Here is a 20,379-nt window from a genome sequence, read left to right as displayed (position 1 = left end):
CTTATCCTTTCACGGAGCCTGCCATCAGCCCGCGCACGAAATAGCGCCCGGCGACGATGTAGACGAGAAGAGTGGGAAGGGCGGCGAGGATCGCGCCGGCAAAATGGACGTTGTATTCCTTCACGCCCGTCGAGGACTGGACCAGGTTGTTCAGCGCCACCGTCATCGGCTGGCTCTGACCTCCAAAGGACGCACCGAACAGGAAGTCATTCCAGATGTTGGTGAACTGCCAGATCACGCAGACCACGGCAATCGGCCCCGACACCGGCAGCATGATGCGCCAGAAGATGCGGAAGAACCCGGCGCCGTCAATCATCGCCGCGCGCACCAGCTCGGTCGGGAAGACGGCATAGTAGTTGCGGAAATACAGCGTCGAGAAGCCGATGCCATAGACCACATGCACCAGCACCAGCCCCGGAATGGACCCCGCCAGCCCCATTTTGCCCAGCAGGTTCGCCATCGGGATCAGCACGATCTGGAACGGGATGAAGCAGGAAAACAGCAACAGGCCAAAGATGATCTTGTCGCCGCGAAAGCTCCACTTCGTCAGCACATAGCCATTCAGCGCGCCGAGGATGGTCGAGATCGCAACCGCGGGCACCACCATCAGGATCGAGTTGATGAAATAGGGCCGTAGGCCGGTCGGCTCGACCCCGATCTGGGCCGTGGACCAGGCTTTCAGCCAGGGCTCGACCGTCCAGGTCTCGGGCAGCGCCATCATGTTGCCGCCGGTGATTTCCGGCAGCGGCTTCAGGGAGTTCGCCACCATCACGAACAGCGGCATCATGTAGAACAGCGCGAACAGCAGCAGGATGCCATAGATGAAGATCCGGGTGCCGCGCCCGGTGCGAACGGCAGTGTCTTGTTCAGCAACGGCCATCACGTCTTCTCCTTCAATTCGGCATAGAGATAGGGGGTCATGATCGCCGCGATGGTCATCAGCATGATCACCGCCGAGGCCGCACCGATCCCCATCGAATTGCGGGTGAAGGTATAGGAATACATGAAGGTCGCGGGCAGTTCGGTGGCCCGCCCCGGCCCACCACCGGTCAGCGCGATGATCAGGTCATAGGATTTCACCGCCAGATGCGCGAGGATCACGAAGGCCGACAGGAACGCGGGCCGCAGCAGCGGGATCACGATGCGCCGGTACAGACTCCAGTTCGAGGCCCCGTCGATCTGCGCCGCCTTCAGGATCTCGTTGTCGATGCCGCGCAGCCCCGCCAGGAACATCGACATCACGAAACCGCTGGTCTGCCACACCGCGGCGATCACCACCGTGTAGATCGCCATGTTGCGGTCCTTGATCCAGTTGAACTCGAAACTCTCCCAGCCCCACAGATGCATGGTGTTCTCCAGCCCGATGCCGGGGTCCATGATCCATTTCCAGGCGGTGCCGGTGACGATGAAGCTCAGCGCCATCGGATACAGGTAGATCGGCCGCAGCGTCCCCTCGCCGCGGATCTTCTGGTCCAGCAGGATCGCCAGCGTCAGCCCGATCAGCGTGCAGATGAGGATGTAGAGGCTGGCAAAGATGCCAAGGTTGATGACCGCGGTCCACCAGGCCCGCAAGCCCCACAGTTTGACGTAATTCTCAATCCCGACCCAGTCGTAGCTTGGCAGCATCCGGGAGTCGGTGAAGCTCAGATAGACGGTGTAGATGATGAACCCGTAGACAAAGACCAGCATCGCGGCCAGCGATGGCGACAGCACCAGCTTGGGCAGCCAGTCCTGCAGACGCGTGCGAAGATCCGCCTTGGTAGCGGGATGCGCCATGGCTCCTCCTTGTCCGCAGCCAGGCTGCGGCCATGTTCTGAAAAATCAACACGCAGGTGGCCCCCGCCACCCGCAGGCCGGTCGCAAGGAGACGGCGGCACGCGCCGCCGCCCCCGCCTGCGATCACATCGCCGCCTCGACGGCGTTGACCAGCTCCTCAACCGCGGCTTCACTGTCGAACTCGCCGTTGAAATGCGCCGTCACCACGTCATACATCGCGTTCTTGACGGCCGCCGGATTGGCGTGGCCATGGCCCATCGAGCCGACCAGCGTGTCCGACTCCGCGGCCTCCGCGAGATCCGCCATGCCCTTCTTGCCGCAATCGTCAAAGGCCTCGTCCGACACGTCGGTGCGGGCCGGTACCGACCCTTTGACCACGTTGAAGGCCGACTGGAACTCCGGCGACATCACCGCGCTCGCCATCGCGGCCTGGGCTTTCTTGGCTTCCTCGTCCTGCACCTCGAACAATGCGAACTGGTCCGAGTTGAAGCTGACCATGCCCGCCGATCCCGGCACCCGGAAGCACAGGAAATCCTCGCCCGGCACCTTGCCCGCGTTGAGGAATTCGCCCTTGGCCCAGTCCCCCATGATCTGGAACGCCGCATCGCCATTGATCACCATCGCCGAGGCCAGGTTCCAGTCGCGCCCCGAGAAGTTGTCATCCACGAAGCCGCGCAGCGTCGCCATGCGGTCGAAGACCTCTTTCATGGTGTCCGAGCCCAGGGCCTCCGGGTCCAGGTCGACCATCGCCTTGCGATAGAAATCGACACCGCCCGTCGACAGCACCACCCCGTCAAAGATGGTCGCCTCCTGCCAGGCCTGGCCGCCATGCGCCAGCGCGGTGCGGCCACTGTCCTTGACCTTCTGCATCGCCGCGATGAACTCGTCCCAGCTGCTCGGCTCGGCGATGCCCAGCTCGTCCATCACCGCCTTGTTGGCCCAGACCCAGTTGGTCGAATGCACGTTCACCGGCGCCGCGATCCAATGGCCATCATATTTCGAGAACCGTTGCAGCGCCGCCGGCACCACCGCGTCCCAGCCCTCGGCGCTGGCCACGTCATCGAGGTTGGCCAGCGCGCCCTCGGCGGCCCAGTCCTGGATGTCAAAGCCCAGCATCTGCACCGCGGTCGGCGCATCGCCCGCCGTCACCCGGGCGCGCAGCGTGGTCATCGCCGCCTCGCCACCGCCGCCGGCCACCGGCATGTCGACCCAACCGATGCCCTGGTCCGCCAGGTCATCCTTCAACACGTTCAGCGCCGCGGCCTCCCCGCCCGAGGTCCACCAATGCAGCACCTCCACGTCCGCCGCCTGCGCGAGGCTGGTGGTTGCCAGCAACGTCGCCGCCAGTGCAGTTGATCTTCCAATAAACCTACGCATATCAATCTCCTCCATGTTGATGCGTTGTTTTTATTGTACTTTTTGTCTTATGCTCGTGCGGTTCCGGCCCCGCGGCACCGATCCCGTCTCTGGCCGCCCCGCGCCCCGAAAGAGGGGGCGAGGCTGATCCGGCCCCGCGTGCGGCAAGATGCGCCTCCCCAGCGCCGCCGCCTCTGAAACGCTACTTCAGGATATCCTTTCTTCCAAGCCTCACACCCTGTTTGCCCGCCGCCATCCGGGTCATGTCAGATCGCCATATTCCGGCGCCTGCCGTTTGCCGGTCATCGCCGCCCGGCGCACCGCCTCCGCCACCATCAGCGATCTCAGCCCGTCCACGCCGCTGGCCGCAGGCGCGCGCCCCTCGGCCGCCGCCTGCATGAAATCCGCCACCACCGCATCATAGGCGCCGCGCCACTCATACGAGACCGGCTGGCTGCCCTGCGCCGTCACCAGCTCGATCGCGCCGTCCGGCCCCTCCTGCATGACGCCGCGCGCATAAAGCGACCCCTCGCTGCCGTGGATCTCCAGTCCGCTTCTGGCAAAGGGATGGGTAAAGCTCTCGTGGCTGTAGACCATCACCCCCGAGGGCATCGTCCACACCGACATGGCGGAGTCCTCCACCCCCTGCCCCAGCCCGGTCATCGCCTTTTCGGCCACCACGAACTGCGGGTCCTCCTGCAACAGGAAGCGGGCCGTGTCGGCGTTGTGCACGGTGATATCCGCGATCACCCCGCCACCGGCCGCGGGCTGGTCCAGCCGCCAGCCGTACAGATGCCGCGGCAAGGCAACGGCGTGAAAAATCCGCATCGACCGCAGCTGCCCCAGCGCCCCGTCGTCCAGCAGCTTCCGGATCGCCCTGATGGCCGCCGAGCTGCGCAGGTGATGGTTCACCGCCAGCACCACCCCGGCATCGCGCGCCGCGACGATCATCTCCTCGGCCTCGCTGCGGCTCAGCGCCATCGGCTTTTCGCACAGCACATGCTTGCCCGCGGCAATCGCCGCCAGCGCCTGCCCATGGTGCTTTTCATTGGTCGAGGAAATATAGACCGCCTGCACCTGCGGATCCGCCAGCGCCTCGGCCAGGTCCACCGTCCAGCGCGGGATGTCATGCGCCTCGGCATAGCTGGCGGCATGCTCGGCAGAGCCGCTGACGACCCAGCCGATCTGCGCACCGGACTGGGACCGGATGGCCCCGATCATGTTTTCGCTGGCAATCGTGCTTGCCCCGATCAGTGCCCAATTCATCGTCTCAACCTCCCTGTTGCGGCGCAGCCCAACCAACGGCGCGGGCGCAGACCGTTCTATTTTGACCTCACCCGCGCCCCTCCGCAGCCGCCACGGCGGCGCCTGCGTGGCTGTTCAGCAGGTATTGTTCCAGCAATGGCCAGCAGGCCGCCCCGATGGCCCGCGCATTCGCCCCGACCTCGCCCGCCTCGATCCGTGGCAGGATCAGCCCGCGCGCATCCAACGCCCCGATCCGGCGGCGCACCCGCGCAACCAGATCCGCACGCACCGCCGACGGCAAGGCGCCGTCGATCAGGATCACCTCGAAATCAATCACCGCGCAGACCGACAGGCAGGCCGCCGCCAGCTCCGACGCGGTTTGCTCCAGCCAGGGCTCCAGCGCCGGCTCCAGGCCGCGCCAGTCCGGCGGCCGCTGCCACAACCGGCTGGCGTCCAGCCCCGCCTCCTCCAGCTGCGTGGCCAGCAGGTGCAGCGAGGCCGTGTCCACCAGCTGGCGCCGACCGCCCTGCCCCCCGGCAGCCCCCAAAGACCCCAGCGCCCCGGCATTGCCGGTCGCCCCCTTCAGCACGGTTCCGTTCAACGCGACGCCGCCACCGATGAAGGCCCCGATGAAGAAATAGGCATAGTCCCGCAACATGCGGCCCCGACCGAACAGATGCTCCGCCTGGCAGGCCGCGGTGGTGTCCTTCACCACCGTGACCGGCAGATCGCTGAACGCCGCCACCTCGCGCGCGAAATCGACATCCTTCCACGACCGGAACCGCTCCGCCGTCGGGCCGGTGAGGTTATGCCACTTCCACAACTCAAAGGGCGTGCCGATGCCGATGCCGCAGATCCGCGCACGCGCGTCCTCGCTCAGCGTCGCGCCCAGCCGGGCGATACCGGTTTCGAGGAACCCAAAGACCACCTCCGGAAGCGGGTAGTCATAGGCCAGGTGCAACTGGTCCCGCACCCCGCCGGTGAAATCCAGCAACAAAAGCTCGGCACTGCGCCGACCGATCTTCAGCCCGTAGGAGAAGACGCCCTCCGGTACCAGTTCCATCGGGACGGAGGGCTTGCCCACCCTGCCCCGCTGCGGCTCGCCCCGGCGCAGCAGCCCCGCCTCCTCCAGCTCCCGCAGGATGGTCGAGACGGTCGGCCGCGACAGCCCGGTTCGGCGCGCCAGTTCCGCCCCCGCCACCGCGCGTTCGCGATGCAGAATCGACAGGATCAGCCGTGCGTTGTGGTCGCGGATGCCGCGCTGGTTCACCCCCGCATCCACGCCCGCCCCGCTGCCGCCGACCATCGGTCCCGCCATGAATCTTCCTCCACTCAACCATAGGTTAATACGTCAATGATTAGTTTGTAAAGTTCATAAACTAATTGACAAGTCCATCGCCTTGCGGCTTGGTTTCGCGGAATCACATGCCTGCAGTACAGCAGTGTGTGCGACCGTGACCCGTGTGACTTCGAAAGGTGCCCTCATGATCCTCTGCTGTGGCGAAGCTCTGATCGACATGATCCCCGCCCCGACCCAAGACGGGGTCGAGGCCTATGTGCCGAATTGCGGCGGTGCGGTGTTCAACACTGCAATTGCTCTTGGACGTCTGGGAATAGACACCGGCATGGTCACTGGCCTGTCGACCGACCTCTTCGGCCAGAAGCTGCGCCAGGCTCTACACGACAGCCAGGTGGACACCGCGCTCTGCGTGAGCAGTGATCGTCCCAGCACCCTCGCCTTTGTGCAACTGCGCGATGGCCACGCCAGCTACAGTTTCTTTGATGAGAATTCCGCCGGGCGCATGCTGACCCCCGCCGACATGCCGAAGCTGCCAGACCGCGTGACCGCGCTGTATTTCGGCGGCATCAGCCTGGCCTGCGAACCGGGTGCCGAAGCCTATGCTGCGCTTCTCGAACGCGAGGGCGAAAACCGCGCGGTGATGCTGGATCCCAACATCCGTCCCGCCTTCATCCGTGATTCCGCCAGCTATCGCGCACGGCTCGACCGGATGCTGCGCCATGCCGATATCGTCAAAGTCTCGGACGAGGATCTGGACTGGTTGATCCCCGAGGGCACCCACGAGGCCGACAAGGCAGCGCAGCTGCAGGCGCGTGGTCCGGCGCTGGTGATCGTCACCCGCGGCAGCGCCGGTGCCGTCGGCTACCTGTCCGGCCACGACCCGGTGCAGGTTGCCGCCCCGCGGGTTACGGTGGTGGACACGGTTGGCGCCGGGGATACCTTCAACGCTGGCGTTCTCGCCAGTCTTTGGCAGCAGGGACATCTGGCGGAAAGTGGCCTGAAGACCCTGTGTACACAGGGTCTGGAGCGCGCCTTGGCTCTCGGCGCACGCGTCGCGGCGATCAATGTCTCACGTTCCGGTGCCAACCCGCCCTGGGCAGCTGAACTGGATGCAGGGACTGCGGGAAGTAGCACAGCCTAAGCGCTCGCGGGTCACTCGAGGAAAGGCAAAAACGGGCCGCGCAAATGGAAGTTCACAGTTGTGAACTCGCTGAGAACCGCCCCCATACCGCCACAGCGCACGACCCGATGACATGCAACGACGCAAATCTGGAGTTCCCGATGTCCGATATTATTGCCAACAGCCCGACCGACATCAGCCAACTGTGGATCAAGGACACCGGCCACCGGGCCGCATTGCTGAGCGAGGCCAGACGGCAATTTGACTTCTTCGCGACGAGCGTCGATCCGGCGGGCGGGTTTCATACGCTGGATTTCTCAGGTGCTCCGATACCGAACCAACTCCGCGAGCTGCACAGCGTCACGCGCATGGTGCATTCTTTTGCACTGGCGCAGATGCTCGGCCACGACGGTGCGGCAGACATCGTCGACCATGGGCTTCACTACCTGCGCAGCCACCACCACGATGCTGTCCATGGCGGGTACTTCTGGGCTGTCGAGGGTCGCGCGCCAGCAGATGACCGAAAACTGGCCTATGGGCATACCTTCGTGTTGCTCGCCGCTGCCAGCGCCTTGCAGGCGGGACATCCGAACGCTGAAGCGCTCCTTGATGAGACCTGGATCCTGATGGAAGAGAAGTTCTGGGAGGACGAACATGGGCTGTTCGCCGATGAATGGAACCGGGATTGGACGCCGTTTTCGGACTACCGCGGCATGAATGCGAATATGCATTCCGTGGAATCGCTGCTGACCGCGTATGAGGCGACCGGACGTGGGATCTTTCTGGACCGGGCTCGGCGTATTCTGGATTTCTTCGTCGCTCAAATTGCACCGCAGGAAGGCTGGCGATTGCCGGAGCATTATGATGCCAACTGGCAGATCGACCGAAGCTACAGCGGCAATCCGATGTTTCGCCCCGCGGGTACCACACCGGGGCATTCCTTCGAAATGGGTCGGCTGTTGCTGCAACATTGGGATCTGAGCGGGCGCCCCGAAAGCACTGCGCGCGAACACGCACGTTGTCTTATTGAACAGGCCCTGAAGGATGCCTGGAACTGGGAACTGGGCGGCTTTGCCTACACGCTCGGCGACGGTGGCAAAGTGGCGATTGCCGACCGCTATTGGTGGCCGGTGACCGAGGCGATTGGTGCAATGGCAGCGCTTCTGAAACTGGAAGGTCGCCCAGAAGATGAAGAATGGTATCGCCGTCTTTGGGCATTTGCGGATGCGCATCTGATCGATCATAGGCGCGGGGGGTGGTACCCGGAGCTCGATGACCAAAACCGTCCGATATCACGCCAATTTCCCGGCAAACCCGACATCTACCACTCGGTGCAAGCGGCGCTGTTTCCGCTGACACCTCGGTTGTCCCGCCATGCCCGGGATCTGAAGCGCCTGGATCCAATTACAGGCGAGCTGAACTGATCCGCAGGACGCGGTCGGCAACGACCGGTCTGGTGCTGAGGCCGGGCCTAGGCATGTCAGGCAGCCTCGTTGCGTGCCAGCGCCATCACCATCGGGGCGCTGGTGAATTGACCTTCCACAGCCTTGGCGCTGAGGTGGCGCAGGTAGCCGTTGGGTGAGCGGATTTCACTGAAACGTTGCAGCATGGCAGCGAGAACCACAGCGGCTTCTGTTGCGCCCATGCTGCGTTTTGCCTGCTCCCAGACGGGAGGCGAAATGCCCATCATTGGCCGGATGGTTTCTGCTGTGCGCATCAGTTCAGGCCAGCTGGTGAGTGGCGTCTCGGCATAGGTAGCGAGTTCAGTACAGGTGGTCGCAATCAACCGCAGAGGCAACTTGGGGCCATGATTTTTCTGAGCATTGGACGGACGATCAATTGAAGCCATCATTGCTTTTGGCTCGTCCGTTGCCTCGGCAATTTTCGATTGCTGGTTTGGTTCGACGTTTTCCAAGGGCTGCGGTTCAGATTCAAAAGAGTCTTTCTTGGAATTCTGATAGTGCTGCTCATTTTCAGCGTCATTGGTGTTCAATTCTGCTGCGTCCGCACTGGTTTCGGTCGTGGATTGGGGCGGGCAGAGCAGTGATTTCAGTTGCTCCAGAGCCTCGCCAAGCTGAATTTCAAGCTGGCGCAGTTGCTCCAGAGTCAGCTTGCGCCGCAGCGTGCGGGCGGTGAGCTGGGCCAGATCATCATACTGGTTCCAGACCGTCAGGTCCGGCTGTTCGGCCATGCCACAGAGCGTGAGGCTGGCGAGGTCGCGGCGCATCAGGCTGACCGTTTCGCGCAGGCGTTTGAGCTCCAGCTGGGCCTCGCGTTCAGTTTCTGCGGCGGTGCAGAATTCGCCGTAGCGGCTGGCCAAGGGGCTGAGATCGAACCCAAAGGCGACCCGTTCGCCCTGGTAACGGCGCACGTAGCGTTTGCCGTTGGGGCTGTCCCGACGGATCAGTACGCCTGCCTGCACCAGCCGGGCCACATGGCGGCGCATGGTGGAGCAGGGCATGCCGTTCAGCCGCTCGCAGATGGCGCGGTTGGACGGGTGGATCACGGTCGGGTTGGTGCGGGTGTCCAGCGTCTTGGCCGGAAGAAAGCTGAGCAGCGCCTGCAGAACTGTGATATCACGGTCGCTGAGGTGATACGTCTTGCGCGCGGCGGCCAGGGCCCGCAGCGCGTCCCATTTGTCGACCGCAGGGGAGGGCTCAGTGGCGGCGGCCTGCTGTTGCAGCAGGACAGCGTCCACTGTTCGCCCGAAAGGCGTGATTGGCATGTACCCCATGTTTTTTTCACGAAAGACAAAAAAAGAGCGGCCCGCGAATCGCTTTGGACTTGCGGTTGGAGGCTCCGGCCACTAACTTGAGAGTGCTAGAAACAAGTTGGTCTCGTGGAGCGTCTGCTTTGCGGGGCCTTCTTTTTTGGTCTGCTCTGTGCCTCCTGTGATTATTGTGCGTTATGGTCTTCGGCCTGCTGTTGCCAGCGGGCGTGAAGGTCGTCGATCAGCGTTTGCGCCTCGGCTTCCAGCCAATCGGCAAAATCGCCGCTGGCGAGCTCGAGGCTGACGCCTTTTGCGGTGCGGCGCAGGGTGGCGCCGCGTTTGCGCCCCCCGACGGTCAGCGCCTGCGCCCTGGAGCTGCTGCGCTTGGCCGGTTTTGCCGCCTTGGGTTCCGGGGCCGGGGCCACGGCCTTGAAGACCGCCTCGAAGGCCAGCACCGATGGATCCGCGGGATCGGCGTTGCTGCCCTCGGTCACGGCCTCGATGGTGAAGGTCTTGTAGACGTCCTCGGCGATGGCGATCAGCCGGTCGCGGCTGGGGTTGGTCTCGGCGATGGCCTTGGCCAAAGCGTCCCAGCGCGGGCGACCGATGCCCTGGGCGGGTCCGATTGCGCGGATCAGCTCCGGGGTGATCGTCTCGGCAATTGCAATCGCCATGGAAACCGCCGACTTGGTAACTGTCAGCACCTCGGCAACCTGCGACTGGTTGCCAAAACCGTTCTCCACAAGCTCTTGAGCAAACAGGGCTTTTTCGATGAAGGACAGATCGCGGCGCGCCATGTTCTCGGAGATCTGCGCGCGCACGGCGGCGTCGTCATCGAGGTTGGCCACGAGGGCGCGGACCTTGGTCACCTTGTCCGAATTGCGGATCGCCTCCAGTCGCCGCCGGCCATAGACCAGCAGGTAGCGGTCCGGCTCCGTCGGGTGGCGGCGCACCAGGATCGGCACCGTCTGGCCGTTGGCCTCGATCGCCTCGCGCAGGTCGAGGATGTCATTGGGGTCGAGCCGGTCGTTGACGCGGGTGTCCTCGATCTGATGCGGTTCCAGATCCCAGACCCGGTGCGAATCCACCGCGTCGCGGGCCGAGCGCAGGGCACGGTTGCTGGACATCATCGAGCTGGCCTGCGCAGTCATCGCCGGGGCAGGGGCTCCGGCGGCGGCGAGGCTGTCGAGCATCGACATGCGGGATTTTTTGCGGCTGGTCATTCGCGTCCCCATGTTTGCTGGATGAGTTGGCTGATTTCGTCGTTGACGGCGTTGAGGCTTTCGACCGCGCGGTCATAGGTGGCGCGGGTGAAGGCGCTGCGCTCGACCTCGTAGAGGGTCTGCTTGGTGAGGCCGGCATCGGAAATCGCGGTGGATTTCAGCATCGGCGCGTTCAGCACCTTGTCGCCATACATGGTGCGCAGGAAGGCGACGATGCGGTTCTGCGGCGCGTCCGACGGCTCGTAGCGGGTGAGCAGGTAGCGCATCCAGTCGTGGCTCATGTCGGCGCCGCTTTCGGCGATCACGTCCATCAGGTCGGCGGTCATGCGCAGGAATTGCGACATCGACATCACGTCGAGCATTTCCGGGTGGATGGTGACCAGCACGCCGGTGGCGGCGGAGAGCGCCGACATGGTCAGGAAGCCGAGCTGCGGCGGGCAGTCGATCACCACGACGTCATAGTCATCATCGACCTGTGCCAGCGCGTCCTTGACCCGGAAGAAGAACAGCCCGGCGTTGCCCTGCGACAGGGCGCGGGGGGTGTCGTGTTCGAACTCCATCAGTTCGAGGTTGCCGGGGATGAGGTCGAGATTGGGGAAATAGGTCTTGCGGATGACCGAGCGGATCGGTGCCGGGTCCTCGTAGCGGATGGCATCGAACAGGGTGCCGCCTTCCAGCAGGTCGACCTCGGGCTGGACGCCGTGCAGCGCCGTCAGCGAGGCCTGCGGGTCGAGGTCGATGGCCAGAACCCGGTAGCCCTTGAGCGCGAGGCGCTGTGCGAGGTGGGCGGAGGTGGTGGTCTTGCCGGAGCCGCCCTTGAAGTTCATCACGCCGATGACCTGCAGGTGGTCCTTGTAGCCGGTGCCGTCCTCGTTGCGGCGGCGGCCGGGCAGGTAGTCGCCGGGCTTGCGGGCGGTCTTTTCCAGCAGCACGCGCAGCTCCTGGATGTCCTCGGCGGAATATTGGCGGCGGTTGCCGGCGGTCAGCTCGGGCGAGGGGCCCTTGCCGTCCAGATGCAGCTTGCGCAGGTAGGAATCATTGACCCCGAGCAGGGCCGCGGCCTCGCCCGAGGTGAATTTGCGCATGGTTTTCGAGGCATTCGGCGGGAACAGGCTTTCGCGCTGCGCGTGCAGCTGATTGGCAAGCCATTCGGAGTGCTGGCGGATGACCGCGTTCAGGTCTTCCGGGGTGTAGGTGTGATCCATATGCGTTCGTCTGCCCGTTTGTCCTGCGCCGCTCTGCCGTTTGTCCGTGGGTGCGAGCTGCTGCGTGTTTCTGCCCGCTTGCGTGTTCACGGTTATTGGCGTTTGCCGCTGCTTTTTCGTGACTATTGGATAAACCGCGGGATTCGTGCAAGTGTTTTTTGCCAGTTGCGGCCGGCCAGAGCGCTGGAAAGGGGCGTCCGAGGTGATGCTTGCGCTGCCTTATAGACTGTCGGCGACGTCAACGCCATGCGGCGCTGAGTGGTTGGGGAGGGCAGGGGGGCGGAAATGACCGCCGGTTTCCGCTGGTGCCAATACAGCCTGACTAAAATTATTGCAGTGCAAGTTGAATGGTCTTTGGCTATGGTTCCGCCTGTTCCGACCCTGGTGGCAGGGGAGGAGCAGACTGCGGGGCTGCATCCCGCCCAGATTGCGAAGGTAGACAGATGGACGGATCCAACAAAGGCGAAAAGAAGAGCAAGAACGATCAGCCCGCGCAGCTGGGTGCCGCGATCCGCCATCGCCGCAAGGCCCTGGGCAAGACGCTGGTGGAGGTTGCGCGAGAGGCGGACCTGACCACGGGGTTCATCTCCCAGGTGGAGCGCGGCATCAGCTCACCCTCGCTGTCGTCGCTGATGACCATCGCCGCGGCGCTGCAGACCAGCATCGAGCAACTTTTGAGCGTGCCTGAAGAATTTTCCGAATATATTCCAAGTGATAAGCGCCAGACCTATTCGTTGGGAACGCGCGGGCGGCGATATGAGAAGCTGGGGCCGGGCTTTGCCGGCGCGCTGTTCTACCCGTCGATCATTCACCGTCCGGCAGGTCATGTGTCGGAGAAGATGTGCCATAAGGGCGAAGTGTTCTGTTATCTTTTGTCCGGTCGGCTGGAATATCACCTGGATGGAGAAGTGCACCTGATGTCAGCCGGGGACACGATCCATCACGACACGTCGAAGCCGCATTATTCCAAGGTTCTGGGCGATGAGGGATCGGTGGAAATGTGGGTCAGCACGCGGCCTGTGAAAGGCGGCAAGCTGGACTGACGGGGTGGGGTGCAGGGCTGCGGCGCTGCCTTGAATTTTAACTCCACTAAAAAAAGTTTTAGTAATTGTGAGATCTGGATGTATGCTGCCTCCACAGGATCGAGAATCGCTTTGGGAGGAGCGCATCCATGAGACAATCTCTGCTGGCGGTCACCGCCGTCCTATCCGCAGCCCTGGCCGGACCGGCGGCTGCGCAGGAGCGCGGCGGCATTTTGAATTTTGCCCGCTATGACGGATCGAACCTGATCGACCCGATCTATGCAGACCGCAATCCCGACATCTGGATGGTCGGCAGCCTGTTCGACACGCTGCTGCGGCAAAGCCCCGATGGCAGCTCGGTCGTGGCCGGCCTTGCGGAGGCGCACAGCGTGTCGCCGGACGGCATGACCGTGTCGCTGACGCTGCGCGAGGGGGTGGCGTTTTCCGATGGCACGGCGATCACCGGGGAGGACGTCGTGTTCTCGCTTGATCGGGCGCGCAATCCTGATCTCAGCCCCTGGGCGGGTCTGCTGGGATCGATCGACAAGGTCACGGCCGAGGGGCGCGAGATCACGCTGCACATGAAGGCGCCGGATCCGACGATCCTGCAGATGCTGGCCACCTTTACCACCGGCATCGTGTCCAAGGCGGCCTTCGAGGCGGCCGAAGGGGCCACCGACCAGGAGAAAACCGCCGCGATCTTTGCCGCCGGCGGGCCCGGGGCGGGGTCGGGGCCGTTTTACCTCTGCGGTTTCGAGCAGGGCACATCGATGGAGTTCTGCGCCAACAAGCATTACTGGCGCAAAGGCGCGGACGGCAAGCCGCTGCCCTATTTGGACGGCGTGCATTTCGAAATCATCCCGGATGATGCGACCCGGATCCTGAAATTGCAGGCCGGCGAGGTGGATGTGGCCGAGTTCATCCCGTTCTCGCGGGTGCCGGAGCTGCAGGCCGACCCGACCATCAAGATGAACCTCTACCCGTCGACGCGGATCATCTATTCGCCGATCAACACGCGCAAGACCCGCGCCGATGGCTCCCCCAATCCGCTGGCCGATCCGCGGGTGCGGCAGGCGCTGAACTATGCCACAAACAAGGAAGCGTTGATCGGGCTGGTGCTGCAGGGCGCGGGCAAGCCGATGACCTCGCCCCTGATGGCGGCGGCGACCCATCTGGCGGCGGATCTGGACCCGCTTTACGGCTATGACATGGAAAAGGCGCAGGCGCTGATCGCCGAGGCCGGCATCGCGCCGGGCACCGAGGTGACCTTCACCACGCTGGCCGGATCGGCGGATGACAGCACCATCTTTGCCGCCCTGCAGCAGATGTGGGCGCCCCTGGGCATCAAGCTGAAGGTGGAGCAGGTCGACGGCGCGACGCGCGGGGCCAAGAACCGCTCGGGCGATTTCGACATCCACACCTATGGCTGGGTCAACGACGTGAATGACCCCAGCCAGGTGACCGGCTGGCTGGGCTATACGCCGACGGCGAACGCGGTGGGCACCGGCTGGGAGAACGCCAAGTTCAACGACTTGTTCGAGGCCTCGGCCACCGAGATGGATGTGGAGGCGCGCGCGGCGCAATACGCCGAGATGCAGAAAATCTACGCCGAGGAAGCGCCGCTGCTGTTCATGTATGAGACGCCCTTTGCGGTGGCCGTATCCCCGGCTGTCGAGGGCTATGTGCAGACGCCGCTCGGCAACAACGTCTTTGAAGAGGCAACCGTCAGCCGCTGATGCGGGCCTGAGGGGTGCCTGGCGCTGCCGGCCGGTCCGGCGGCGCCGATTGCGACGGAGACTGCCATGGACAGAGTCCAATACATACTGAAACGCCTGCTGCTGATGATCCCGACCTTCCTCCTGGTGATGGTCATCATCTTCGTGCTGGTGCGCCTGCTGCCGGGTGATCCCGCCATCGCCATCGCCGGCGACCGGGCGTCGGATGCCGACCTGGCGGCGATCCGGGCGCGGCTGGGCCTGAACGAGCCGATGATCGTGCAGTTCGGGCTGTTTCTGACCAATACGCTGCAGGGCGATCTGGGCCAGTCGATCCTGATGCGCGCGCCGGTCACCGAGGTGATCGCCAAGCGGCTGCCGGTGACCGGGTTCCTGACCGTCTACGCGGTCGCCTTGTCGCTGCTGATCGCCGGGCCGCTGGCCTTTGTCGCGGCGCTGAACCGCGGGCGCTGGCCGGACACCGTGATCCGCACCGTATTCCAGGTCGGCCTGTCGATGCCGGTGTTCTATATCGGTTTGATCTTGCTGACCTTCCTGGCCGCGCAGCTGCGCTGGTTTCCGGTCGGCGGCTATGGCGGCAGTTTCGTCGAGAAGCTCTATCACCTGTTCCTTCCCGCGGTGGCGGTGGCGCTTTACACCTCGGCGATCATCATGCGGAACCTGCGGTCCGCGATCATCGAGGTGCTGGACGCGGAATATGTCCAGTTCGCCCGCGCCAAGGGCTTGCCGGATCGGCTGATCCTGGGCCGCCATGTGCTGCGCAACGCGATGATCTCCACCGTGACGCTGCTGGGGCTGTCGATCGGCAACCTGATGAGCGGCACGCTGGTGACGGAAACCGTGTTTGCCGTGCCCGGGGTGGGGCGGCTGATGCTGGAGGCGATTTTCGCCCGTGACTACCCGCTGATCCAGGGGCTGACGCTGACCTTCGCGGTGCTGGTGTCGGTGGTGTTCCTGCTGACCGACCTGTTCCAAAGCACGCTGGACCCGAGGATGCGCCTGACATGACCGAGACATCTACCCTATCCGCCGCGGCGGCGCCGCCGCAGAAGAGCCGATTGCAGATCGCCCTGCGCAAGCCGGGTTTCGTGATCGGCATGGTGATCATTGGCCTGTCGACCCTGCTGGCGGTCGCGCCGGGGCTGTTTGCGCCTTATGATCCGAATTTCATCGACTATACCGCGGTGCGCCAGCCGCCGAGCTGGGCGCATCCCTTCGGCACCGACATGCTGGGCCGCGACAGCCTGAGCCGGGTGATCTCCGCCTATTCGGTGAACATGCAGATGGCGGTGCTGGCGACGGTGTTTGCGCTGGTGATCGGCGTCGTGGTCGGCGCGCTGGTGGGCTACTACCGGGGCCTTGCCGACATGATCTTTGGCCGCATCGTGGATGCGATCATCACCTTCCCGTTCCTGGTGCTGGTGATCGCGGTGGTGGCGGTGCTGGGGCCGGGGCTGGTCAACATGTATATCGCCATCACCCTGGTCGGCTGGGTCTATTACGCCCGGCTGATGCGGGCCGAGGTGATTGCCCAGATGGGCAATGACTATGCCGCCTCGGGCGTGGTGATGGGCTATTCGGACCGGCGCATCATCTTCCGCCACCTGCTGCCCAACGCGATCACGCCGGTTGTGGTCTACTGGATGACCGACATGGCGCTGGCGATCCTCTTGGGCTCGTCGCTGGGCTACCTGGGGCTGGGGGCGCAGCCGCCGCAGGCGGAATGGGGCGTGCTGATCGCCGAGGGGCGCAATTTCATCACCACCGCCTGGTGGCTGAGCCTGATGCCCGGCATTGCCATCGTGCTGACGGGGCTGGGATTTTCATTGATTGGCGACGGTCTGGCGGACCTGTTGCGGCCGCGCGGCTGAGGAGGCGACGATGACTGAGAGCCAACCCATTCTGGAAGTCAGCAATCTGTGCACCACCTTCCGGCGCGGCGACCGGGTGCTGCCGGCGGTGCGCGATGTCAGCTTCAGCCTCGGCAAGGGCGAGGTGCTGGGGCTGGTCGGCGAAAGCGGCTCGGGCAAGAGCGTGACGCTGCGCTCGATCCTGGGGCTGTCGCGGCGCTATGGCGAGGTCAGCGGCGCGGTGCGCTGGATGGGGCAGGACATTGCCGCCCTGCCGGAGCGGCGGCTGCGCCGCATCCGCGGCCGCGAGATCGCGATGATCTTTCAGGAGCCGATGACCTCGCTCAACCCGCTGCTGACGGTGGGGATGCAGCTGACCGAGACGCTGAAGGCGCATACCGATCTGGGCCGCAGGGCGCGGCGGGACCGCGCCATCGAGATGCTGGACCATGTCGGCATCCCGGCTGCGGCGTCGCGATTGCAGGACTATCCGCACCAGTTCTCTGGCGGCATGCGCCAGCGGGTGATGATCGCCATCGCGCTGGCGGCCAGTCCGAAACTGCTGCTGGCGGATGAGCCCACGACGGCGCTGGACGTGACCATTCAGGCGCAGATCCTCGATCTGATCCTGTCGCTGGCGGAGGAGCTGGAGATGGGGGTGATCCTGGTGACCCATGACCTCGGCGTGGTGGCGCAGACCTGCCAGACCGTCGCGGTGATGTACGCCGGGCGGATCGTCGAGACGGGGCCGGTGCGGCAGGTGCTGCGCAGCCCGCGCCATCCCTACACCGAGGGGCTGATGCGTTCGGTGCCGCAGGACGTGCCGCCGCGCACGCAGCTCTATTCGGTGCCGGGCACGCCGCCGAGCCTCGATGCGCTGCCGCCGGGCTGCGCCTTTGCGGCGCGCTGCGCGAACCGGACGGCGGCCTGTCTGGACGCGCGCCCGGCGCTGGCGCCGGTCGGCGGGCAGCGCAGCCTTGCCTGTTTCAACCCGGCCCGTGCCGCACAGGGAGACGCCGCATGAGCGAGACAGTGATGGAAATCCGCGACCTGGGGCTGGAGTTCCAGCTGGGTCGCACGCTGGCGGATGTGATCCAGCGGCGCCCGGGAAGGGTGGTGAACGCACTGAACGGTGTCAGCCTCGCGCTGAAGAAGGGCGAGACCCTGGGCGTCGTGGGCGAGTCCGGCTGCGGCAAGTCCACGCTGGCGCGCTGCATCGTGCGCCTCTACACGCCGCAGCGCGGCCGCATCACCTATCACGGGCAGGACATTTTTGCCGAGGGCGCGCGCGCGGATCGCAGCTACAACCGGCGGGTCCAGATGATGTTCCAAGATCCCTATTCCTCGCTGAACCCGCGGATGACGACGGGCCAGATCCTGAGCGAGGCGCTGCGGGTGCACCAGATGCGCCCCGAAAGCGAAATCGATGCCCGTGTGGCGGAGCTGTTGGAGCTGGTGCGGCTGCCGCAGGACGCGGCGGGCAAGCTGCCGCATGAGTTCTCCGGCGGCCAGCGCCAGCGCATCGCCATTGCCCGCGCCCTGGCGGTGGAGCCGGAGGTGCTGATCGCGGATGAGCTGGTTTCGGCGCTGGATGTGTCGGTGCAGGCGCAGGTGGTGAACCTGCTGCTGGAGCTGCAGGAGCGGCTGAACCTGACCATCCTGTTCGTCGCCCATGACCTGCGGCTGGTGCGGCATGTGTCGAACCGGGTGGCGGTGATCTACCTCGGCCGGATCGTCGAAATCGGCGACAGCGAGACCCTGTTTGCCCGCCCCGCGCATCCCTATTCGCAGGCGCTGCTGAGTGCCGCGCCCTCGCTGGATCCGGATGACAAGGGCAGCGCCATCCGGCTGCAGGGAGAGCTGCCTTCGCCGATGGATGTGCCGCCCGGCTGCCCGTTTCATGTGCGCTGCCCCCATGCCAGCGAAATCTGCAAACAGCAGGAGCCCCGGCTGACCGCCCATGAGGGCCGCGGCGAGGTTGCCTGCCACCATGTCAAAGAGATCAATACCCATGCCTGATACCTTTTTTACCGGAACCGCTGACCGGATCGCGGGCTTGCGCGCCGAGCTGGAGGCCCGTGAGCTGGACGCCTTCATCCTGCCGCGCTTCGACGCCCACCAGGGCGAATACGTCGCCCCGCATGACCGGCGGCTGGCCTATGTGACCGGCTTCACCGGCTCTGCCGGGATGGCGGTGGTCACGCGGGAAACCGTCGCGGTTTTCGTCGACGGGCGCTACAGCGTGCAGCTGGGCAATGAATGCGCCGGGCCGTTGTTTTCGCACCACCACCTGTTTGACGAGCCGCCGGAGGACTGGCTGCGGCGCAAGGCTGCCGCGGGCTGGCGCGTGGGCTATGACGCGATGCATCTGCCGCCCGCCTGGCACGACCGTTTCGCGGCGGCCTGCGCGGCGGCCGGGGCCACGATGGCGGCGCAAAGCCCCAACCCGGTCGATGCCATCTGGCTGGACCAGCCCGCGCCGCCGATGGGGGCGATCTCGCCCTTTCCGCAGCAGTTCGCGGGCCGCAGCAGTGCCGAGAAATGCGCCGATCTGATGGCCTACCTGGAGGCACGCGGCGCCGATTTCCTCGCCGAGGCGCAGCCCGACAACATCGCCTGGTTCCTGAACGTGCGCGGCGCGGATGTGGACTTCAACCCGATGCCGCAGTCGTTTCTGCTGGCCGGGCGCGATGGCGGGGTGAGCTGGTTTGTCGAGGCGGGCAAGCTGGAGGCGGGGCTGCGCGAGAGCCTGCCCGACACCGTGCAGATCTGCCCGCCGGGCGATGTTCTGGAGACGATGCGGAACCTTGTCAGCCCCGGCCAGCGGGTGCTGATCGATCCGGATTTCTCGCCCGTGGCCTTTCGCCAGGCGTTTGAGGCGGCGGGTGCGCAGGTGCTGCCCGAGCCCGGCATCCTGACCCTGACCAAGGCGGTCAAGAACCCGGTGGAACTGGACGGGCTGCGCAGCTGTCACGTTGCCGATGGGGTTGCCTGGACCGAGTTCAGCGCCTGGCTGGCCGAGACCGTGCCGGCGCGGGCCGCGGCGGGCAACCCGGTCAGCGAGCGCGAGGCAGAGCAGAAGATCCTGGAACTGCGCCGGGCGCAGCCGGGGTTCCTCAGCGAGAGTTTCAACTCGATCTCGGCGGCGGGCGGCAATGCCGCGATGTGCCACTATGCCACCACGCCCGAGCGCAACGCGCCGGTGCTGCCGCAGAACCCCTATCTGCTGGACAGCGGCGGCCAGTACGAGACCGGCACCACCGATGCGACCCGCAGCTTTGCCTTCGGGGCGCGCCCCGAGGGCTATGACCGCGCCTATACGGCGGTGTTCAAGGCGTTTCATGCGCTGGCGACGCTGCGCTTTCCCAGGGGCACGCAGGGGCATCACATCGATGCCATCTGCCGCCGGCCGCTGTGGGATCTGGGGCTGGATTATGACCATGGCACCGGTCACGGGATCGGCCACCGGCTGTCGGTGCATGAGCATCCGCAGCGGATCGGCAAACCCCATAACCCGGTGGATCTGAAGCCCGGCATGGTGCTGTCGATCGAGCCGGGCTACTACGAGGCCGAGCGCTTTGGCATCCGCATCGAGAACCTGTTTGAGATCGTCGAGGAGGCGGATGGCTTCATGGCGTTTCGCAACATGACCTATGCGCCGATCCAGACGGACATGCTGATCCGCGAAGCGCTGAGCAGCGCCGAGCGTGACTGGCTGAACGGCTATCATGCAGAGCTGCAGGATTTGCTGGCCCCCCGGCTGAGCGAACCGGCGCGCCGCTGGCTGGCCCAGGCCGCCGCTGCGATCTGACGGCGTTCACACTCCGCCGCGCAGC

General features: G+C 64.9%; 17 protein-coding genes. 9 read left to right on the top strand and 8 right to left on the bottom strand.

Annotated elements, in window-relative coordinates; all coding sequences use genetic code 11:
- Position 1 precedes the first annotated feature (1 nt).
- From ACZ52D_RS19885 to ACZ52D_RS19865, 5 genes are all read right to left on the bottom strand, one after another.
- Positions 2-880, bottom strand: coding sequence for a carbohydrate ABC transporter permease (locus ACZ52D_RS19885; RefSeq protein WP_222455934.1), 879 nt, complete (start codon positions 878-880; stop codon positions 2-4).
- Complete coding sequence (locus ACZ52D_RS19880; RefSeq protein WP_222455935.1) at positions 880-1,776, bottom strand: carbohydrate ABC transporter permease; 897 nt, start codon at positions 1,774-1,776, stop codon at positions 880-882. Before ACZ52D_RS19880 ends, ACZ52D_RS19885 begins: the two co-directional genes overlap by 1 nt.
- A gap of 123 nt (positions 1,777-1,899) precedes the next feature.
- Positions 1,900-3,153 (bottom strand): ABC transporter substrate-binding protein, encoded by a 1,254-nt coding sequence (locus tag ACZ52D_RS19875; protein ID WP_222455936.1) that lies wholly within the window; start codon positions 3,151-3,153, stop codon positions 1,900-1,902.
- A gap of 240 nt (positions 3,154-3,393) precedes the next feature.
- The gene (locus ACZ52D_RS19870; protein ID WP_464443650.1) at positions 3,394-4,398 is read right to left on the bottom strand and encodes a Gfo/Idh/MocA family protein; all 1,005 of its coding nucleotides are present in this window, start codon (positions 4,396-4,398) and stop codon (positions 3,394-3,396) included.
- A gap of 67 nt (positions 4,399-4,465) precedes the next feature.
- Positions 4,466-5,695, bottom strand: coding sequence for an ROK family protein (locus ACZ52D_RS19865; protein WP_464443649.1), 1,230 nt, complete (start codon positions 5,693-5,695; stop codon positions 4,466-4,468).
- Positions 5,696-5,861: 166 nt separating this feature from the next.
- Between ACZ52D_RS19865 and ACZ52D_RS19860 the strand changes: the two genes are divergently transcribed.
- Entirely contained in the window at positions 5,862-6,818 is a 957-nt protein-coding gene (locus ACZ52D_RS19860) for a carbohydrate kinase family protein (protein ID WP_464443648.1), read from the top strand.
- Positions 6,819-6,958: 140 nt separating this feature from the next.
- Entirely contained in the window at positions 6,959-8,221 is a 1,263-nt protein-coding gene (locus tag ACZ52D_RS19855) for an AGE family epimerase/isomerase (RefSeq protein ID WP_464443647.1), read from the top strand.
- A gap of 56 nt (positions 8,222-8,277) precedes the next feature.
- On the opposite strand, the gene repC is transcribed toward ACZ52D_RS19855, so the two are convergent.
- The 3 genes from repC to repA all read right to left on the bottom strand — a co-directional run bounded on the left by repC (position 8,278) and on the right by repA (position 11,935).
- Entirely contained in the window at positions 8,278-9,522 is a 1,245-nt protein-coding gene (repC, locus tag ACZ52D_RS19850; protein ID WP_464443760.1) for a plasmid replication protein RepC, read from the bottom strand.
- A gap of 170 nt (positions 9,523-9,692) precedes the next feature.
- Complete coding sequence (gene repB / locus ACZ52D_RS19845; RefSeq protein WP_464443646.1) at positions 9,693-10,730, bottom strand: plasmid partitioning protein RepB; 1,038 nt, start codon at positions 10,728-10,730, stop codon at positions 9,693-9,695.
- Positions 10,727-11,935: a plasmid partitioning protein RepA gene (gene repA, locus ACZ52D_RS19840; protein WP_222455943.1), complete on the bottom strand. Its 1,209-nt coding sequence runs from the start codon at positions 11,933-11,935 to the stop codon at positions 10,727-10,729. Before repA ends, repB begins: the two co-directional genes overlap by 4 nt.
- 443 nt (positions 11,936-12,378) lie before the next feature.
- Here repA and ACZ52D_RS19835 point away from each other — a divergent pair, with 443 nt between their 5' ends.
- The 7 genes from ACZ52D_RS19835 to ACZ52D_RS19805 all read left to right on the top strand — a co-directional run bounded on the left by ACZ52D_RS19835 (position 12,379) and on the right by ACZ52D_RS19805 (position 20,354).
- A complete protein-coding gene (locus ACZ52D_RS19835) occupies positions 12,379-12,978 on the top strand; it encodes a helix-turn-helix domain-containing protein (protein WP_222455944.1) in 600 nt (199 codons plus the stop codon).
- A 128-nt stretch (positions 12,979-13,106) separates the two neighbouring features.
- Positions 13,107-14,693: an ABC transporter substrate-binding protein gene (locus tag ACZ52D_RS19830; protein ID WP_464443645.1), complete on the top strand. Its 1,587-nt coding sequence runs from the start codon at positions 13,107-13,109 to the stop codon at positions 14,691-14,693.
- Positions 14,694-14,759: 66 nt separating this feature from the next.
- The gene (locus ACZ52D_RS19825; RefSeq protein WP_464443644.1) at positions 14,760-15,701 is read left to right on the top strand and encodes an ABC transporter permease; all 942 of its coding nucleotides are present in this window, start codon (positions 14,760-14,762) and stop codon (positions 15,699-15,701) included.
- Positions 15,698-16,564: an ABC transporter permease gene (locus tag ACZ52D_RS19820; RefSeq protein WP_464443643.1), complete on the top strand. Its 867-nt coding sequence runs from the start codon at positions 15,698-15,700 to the stop codon at positions 16,562-16,564. The genes ACZ52D_RS19825 and ACZ52D_RS19820 overlap by 4 nt, the downstream gene beginning before the upstream one ends.
- A gap of 10 nt (positions 16,565-16,574) precedes the next feature.
- Positions 16,575-17,567, top strand: a complete 993-nt coding sequence (locus ACZ52D_RS19815) for an ABC transporter ATP-binding protein (RefSeq protein ID WP_464443642.1) — start codon at positions 16,575-16,577, stop codon at positions 17,565-17,567.
- Positions 17,564-18,562, top strand: a complete 999-nt coding sequence (locus ACZ52D_RS19810) for an ABC transporter ATP-binding protein (RefSeq protein ID WP_464443641.1) — start codon at positions 17,564-17,566, stop codon at positions 18,560-18,562. The genes ACZ52D_RS19815 and ACZ52D_RS19810 overlap by 4 nt, the downstream gene beginning before the upstream one ends.
- On the top strand, positions 18,555-20,354 hold the full coding sequence (locus ACZ52D_RS19805; protein WP_464443640.1) for an aminopeptidase P family protein: 1,800 nt from the start codon (positions 18,555-18,557) through the stop codon (positions 20,352-20,354). Before ACZ52D_RS19810 ends, ACZ52D_RS19805 begins: the two co-directional genes overlap by 8 nt.
- The last annotated feature ends 25 nt before the right edge of the window (positions 20,355-20,379 follow it).

The sequence above is a fragment of the Leisingera sp. S2M4 genome (assembly GCF_055398055.1).
This window is presented reverse-complemented; position numbering and strand designations above follow the sequence as displayed.

What these genes read in the sequence shown, in the direction of transcription:
- repB (WP_464443646.1), bottom strand. Translation starts at nt 10,730, where the DNA reads ATGACCAGCCGCAAAAAATCCCGCATGTCGATGCTCGACAGCCTCGCC.
- ACZ52D_RS19810 (WP_464443641.1), top strand. Translation starts at nt 17,564, where the DNA reads ATGAGCGAGACAGTGATGGAAATCCGCGACCTGGGGCTGGAGTTCCAG.
- ACZ52D_RS19825 (WP_464443644.1), top strand. Translation starts at nt 14,760, where the DNA reads ATGGACAGAGTCCAATACATACTGAAACGCCTGCTGCTGATGATCCCG.
- ACZ52D_RS19880 (WP_222455935.1), bottom strand. Translation starts at nt 1,776, where the DNA reads ATGGCGCATCCCGCTACCAAGGCGGATCTTCGCACGCGTCTGCAGGAC.
- ACZ52D_RS19870 (WP_464443650.1), bottom strand. Translation starts at nt 4,398, where the DNA reads ATGAATTGGGCACTGATCGGGGCAAGCACGATTGCCAGCGAAAACATG.
- ACZ52D_RS19830 (WP_464443645.1), top strand. Translation starts at nt 13,107, where the DNA reads ATGAGACAATCTCTGCTGGCGGTCACCGCCGTCCTATCCGCAGCCCTG.
- ACZ52D_RS19835 (WP_222455944.1), top strand. Translation starts at nt 12,379, where the DNA reads ATGGACGGATCCAACAAAGGCGAAAAGAAGAGCAAGAACGATCAGCCC.
- repC (WP_464443760.1), bottom strand. Translation starts at nt 9,522, where the DNA reads ATGCCAATCACGCCTTTCGGGCGAACAGTGGACGCTGTCCTGCTGCAA.
- ACZ52D_RS19805 (WP_464443640.1), top strand. Translation starts at nt 18,555, where the DNA reads ATGCCTGATACCTTTTTTACCGGAACCGCTGACCGGATCGCGGGCTTG.
- ACZ52D_RS19875 (WP_222455936.1), bottom strand. Translation starts at nt 3,153, where the DNA reads ATGCGTAGGTTTATTGGAAGATCAACTGCACTGGCGGCGACGTTGCTG.
- ACZ52D_RS19815 (WP_464443642.1), top strand. Translation starts at nt 16,575, where the DNA reads ATGACTGAGAGCCAACCCATTCTGGAAGTCAGCAATCTGTGCACCACC.
- ACZ52D_RS19820 (WP_464443643.1), top strand. Translation starts at nt 15,698, where the DNA reads ATGACCGAGACATCTACCCTATCCGCCGCGGCGGCGCCGCCGCAGAAG.
- ACZ52D_RS19855 (WP_464443647.1), top strand. Translation starts at nt 6,959, where the DNA reads ATGTCCGATATTATTGCCAACAGCCCGACCGACATCAGCCAACTGTGG.
- ACZ52D_RS19860 (WP_464443648.1), top strand. Translation starts at nt 5,862, where the DNA reads ATGATCCTCTGCTGTGGCGAAGCTCTGATCGACATGATCCCCGCCCCG.
- ACZ52D_RS19885 (WP_222455934.1), bottom strand. Translation starts at nt 880, where the DNA reads ATGGCCGTTGCTGAACAAGACACTGCCGTTCGCACCGGGCGCGGCACC.
- ACZ52D_RS19865 (WP_464443649.1), bottom strand. Translation starts at nt 5,695, where the DNA reads ATGGCGGGACCGATGGTCGGCGGCAGCGGGGCGGGCGTGGATGCGGGG.
- repA (WP_222455943.1), bottom strand. Translation starts at nt 11,935, where the DNA reads ATGGATCACACCTACACCCCGGAAGACCTGAACGCGGTCATCCGCCAG.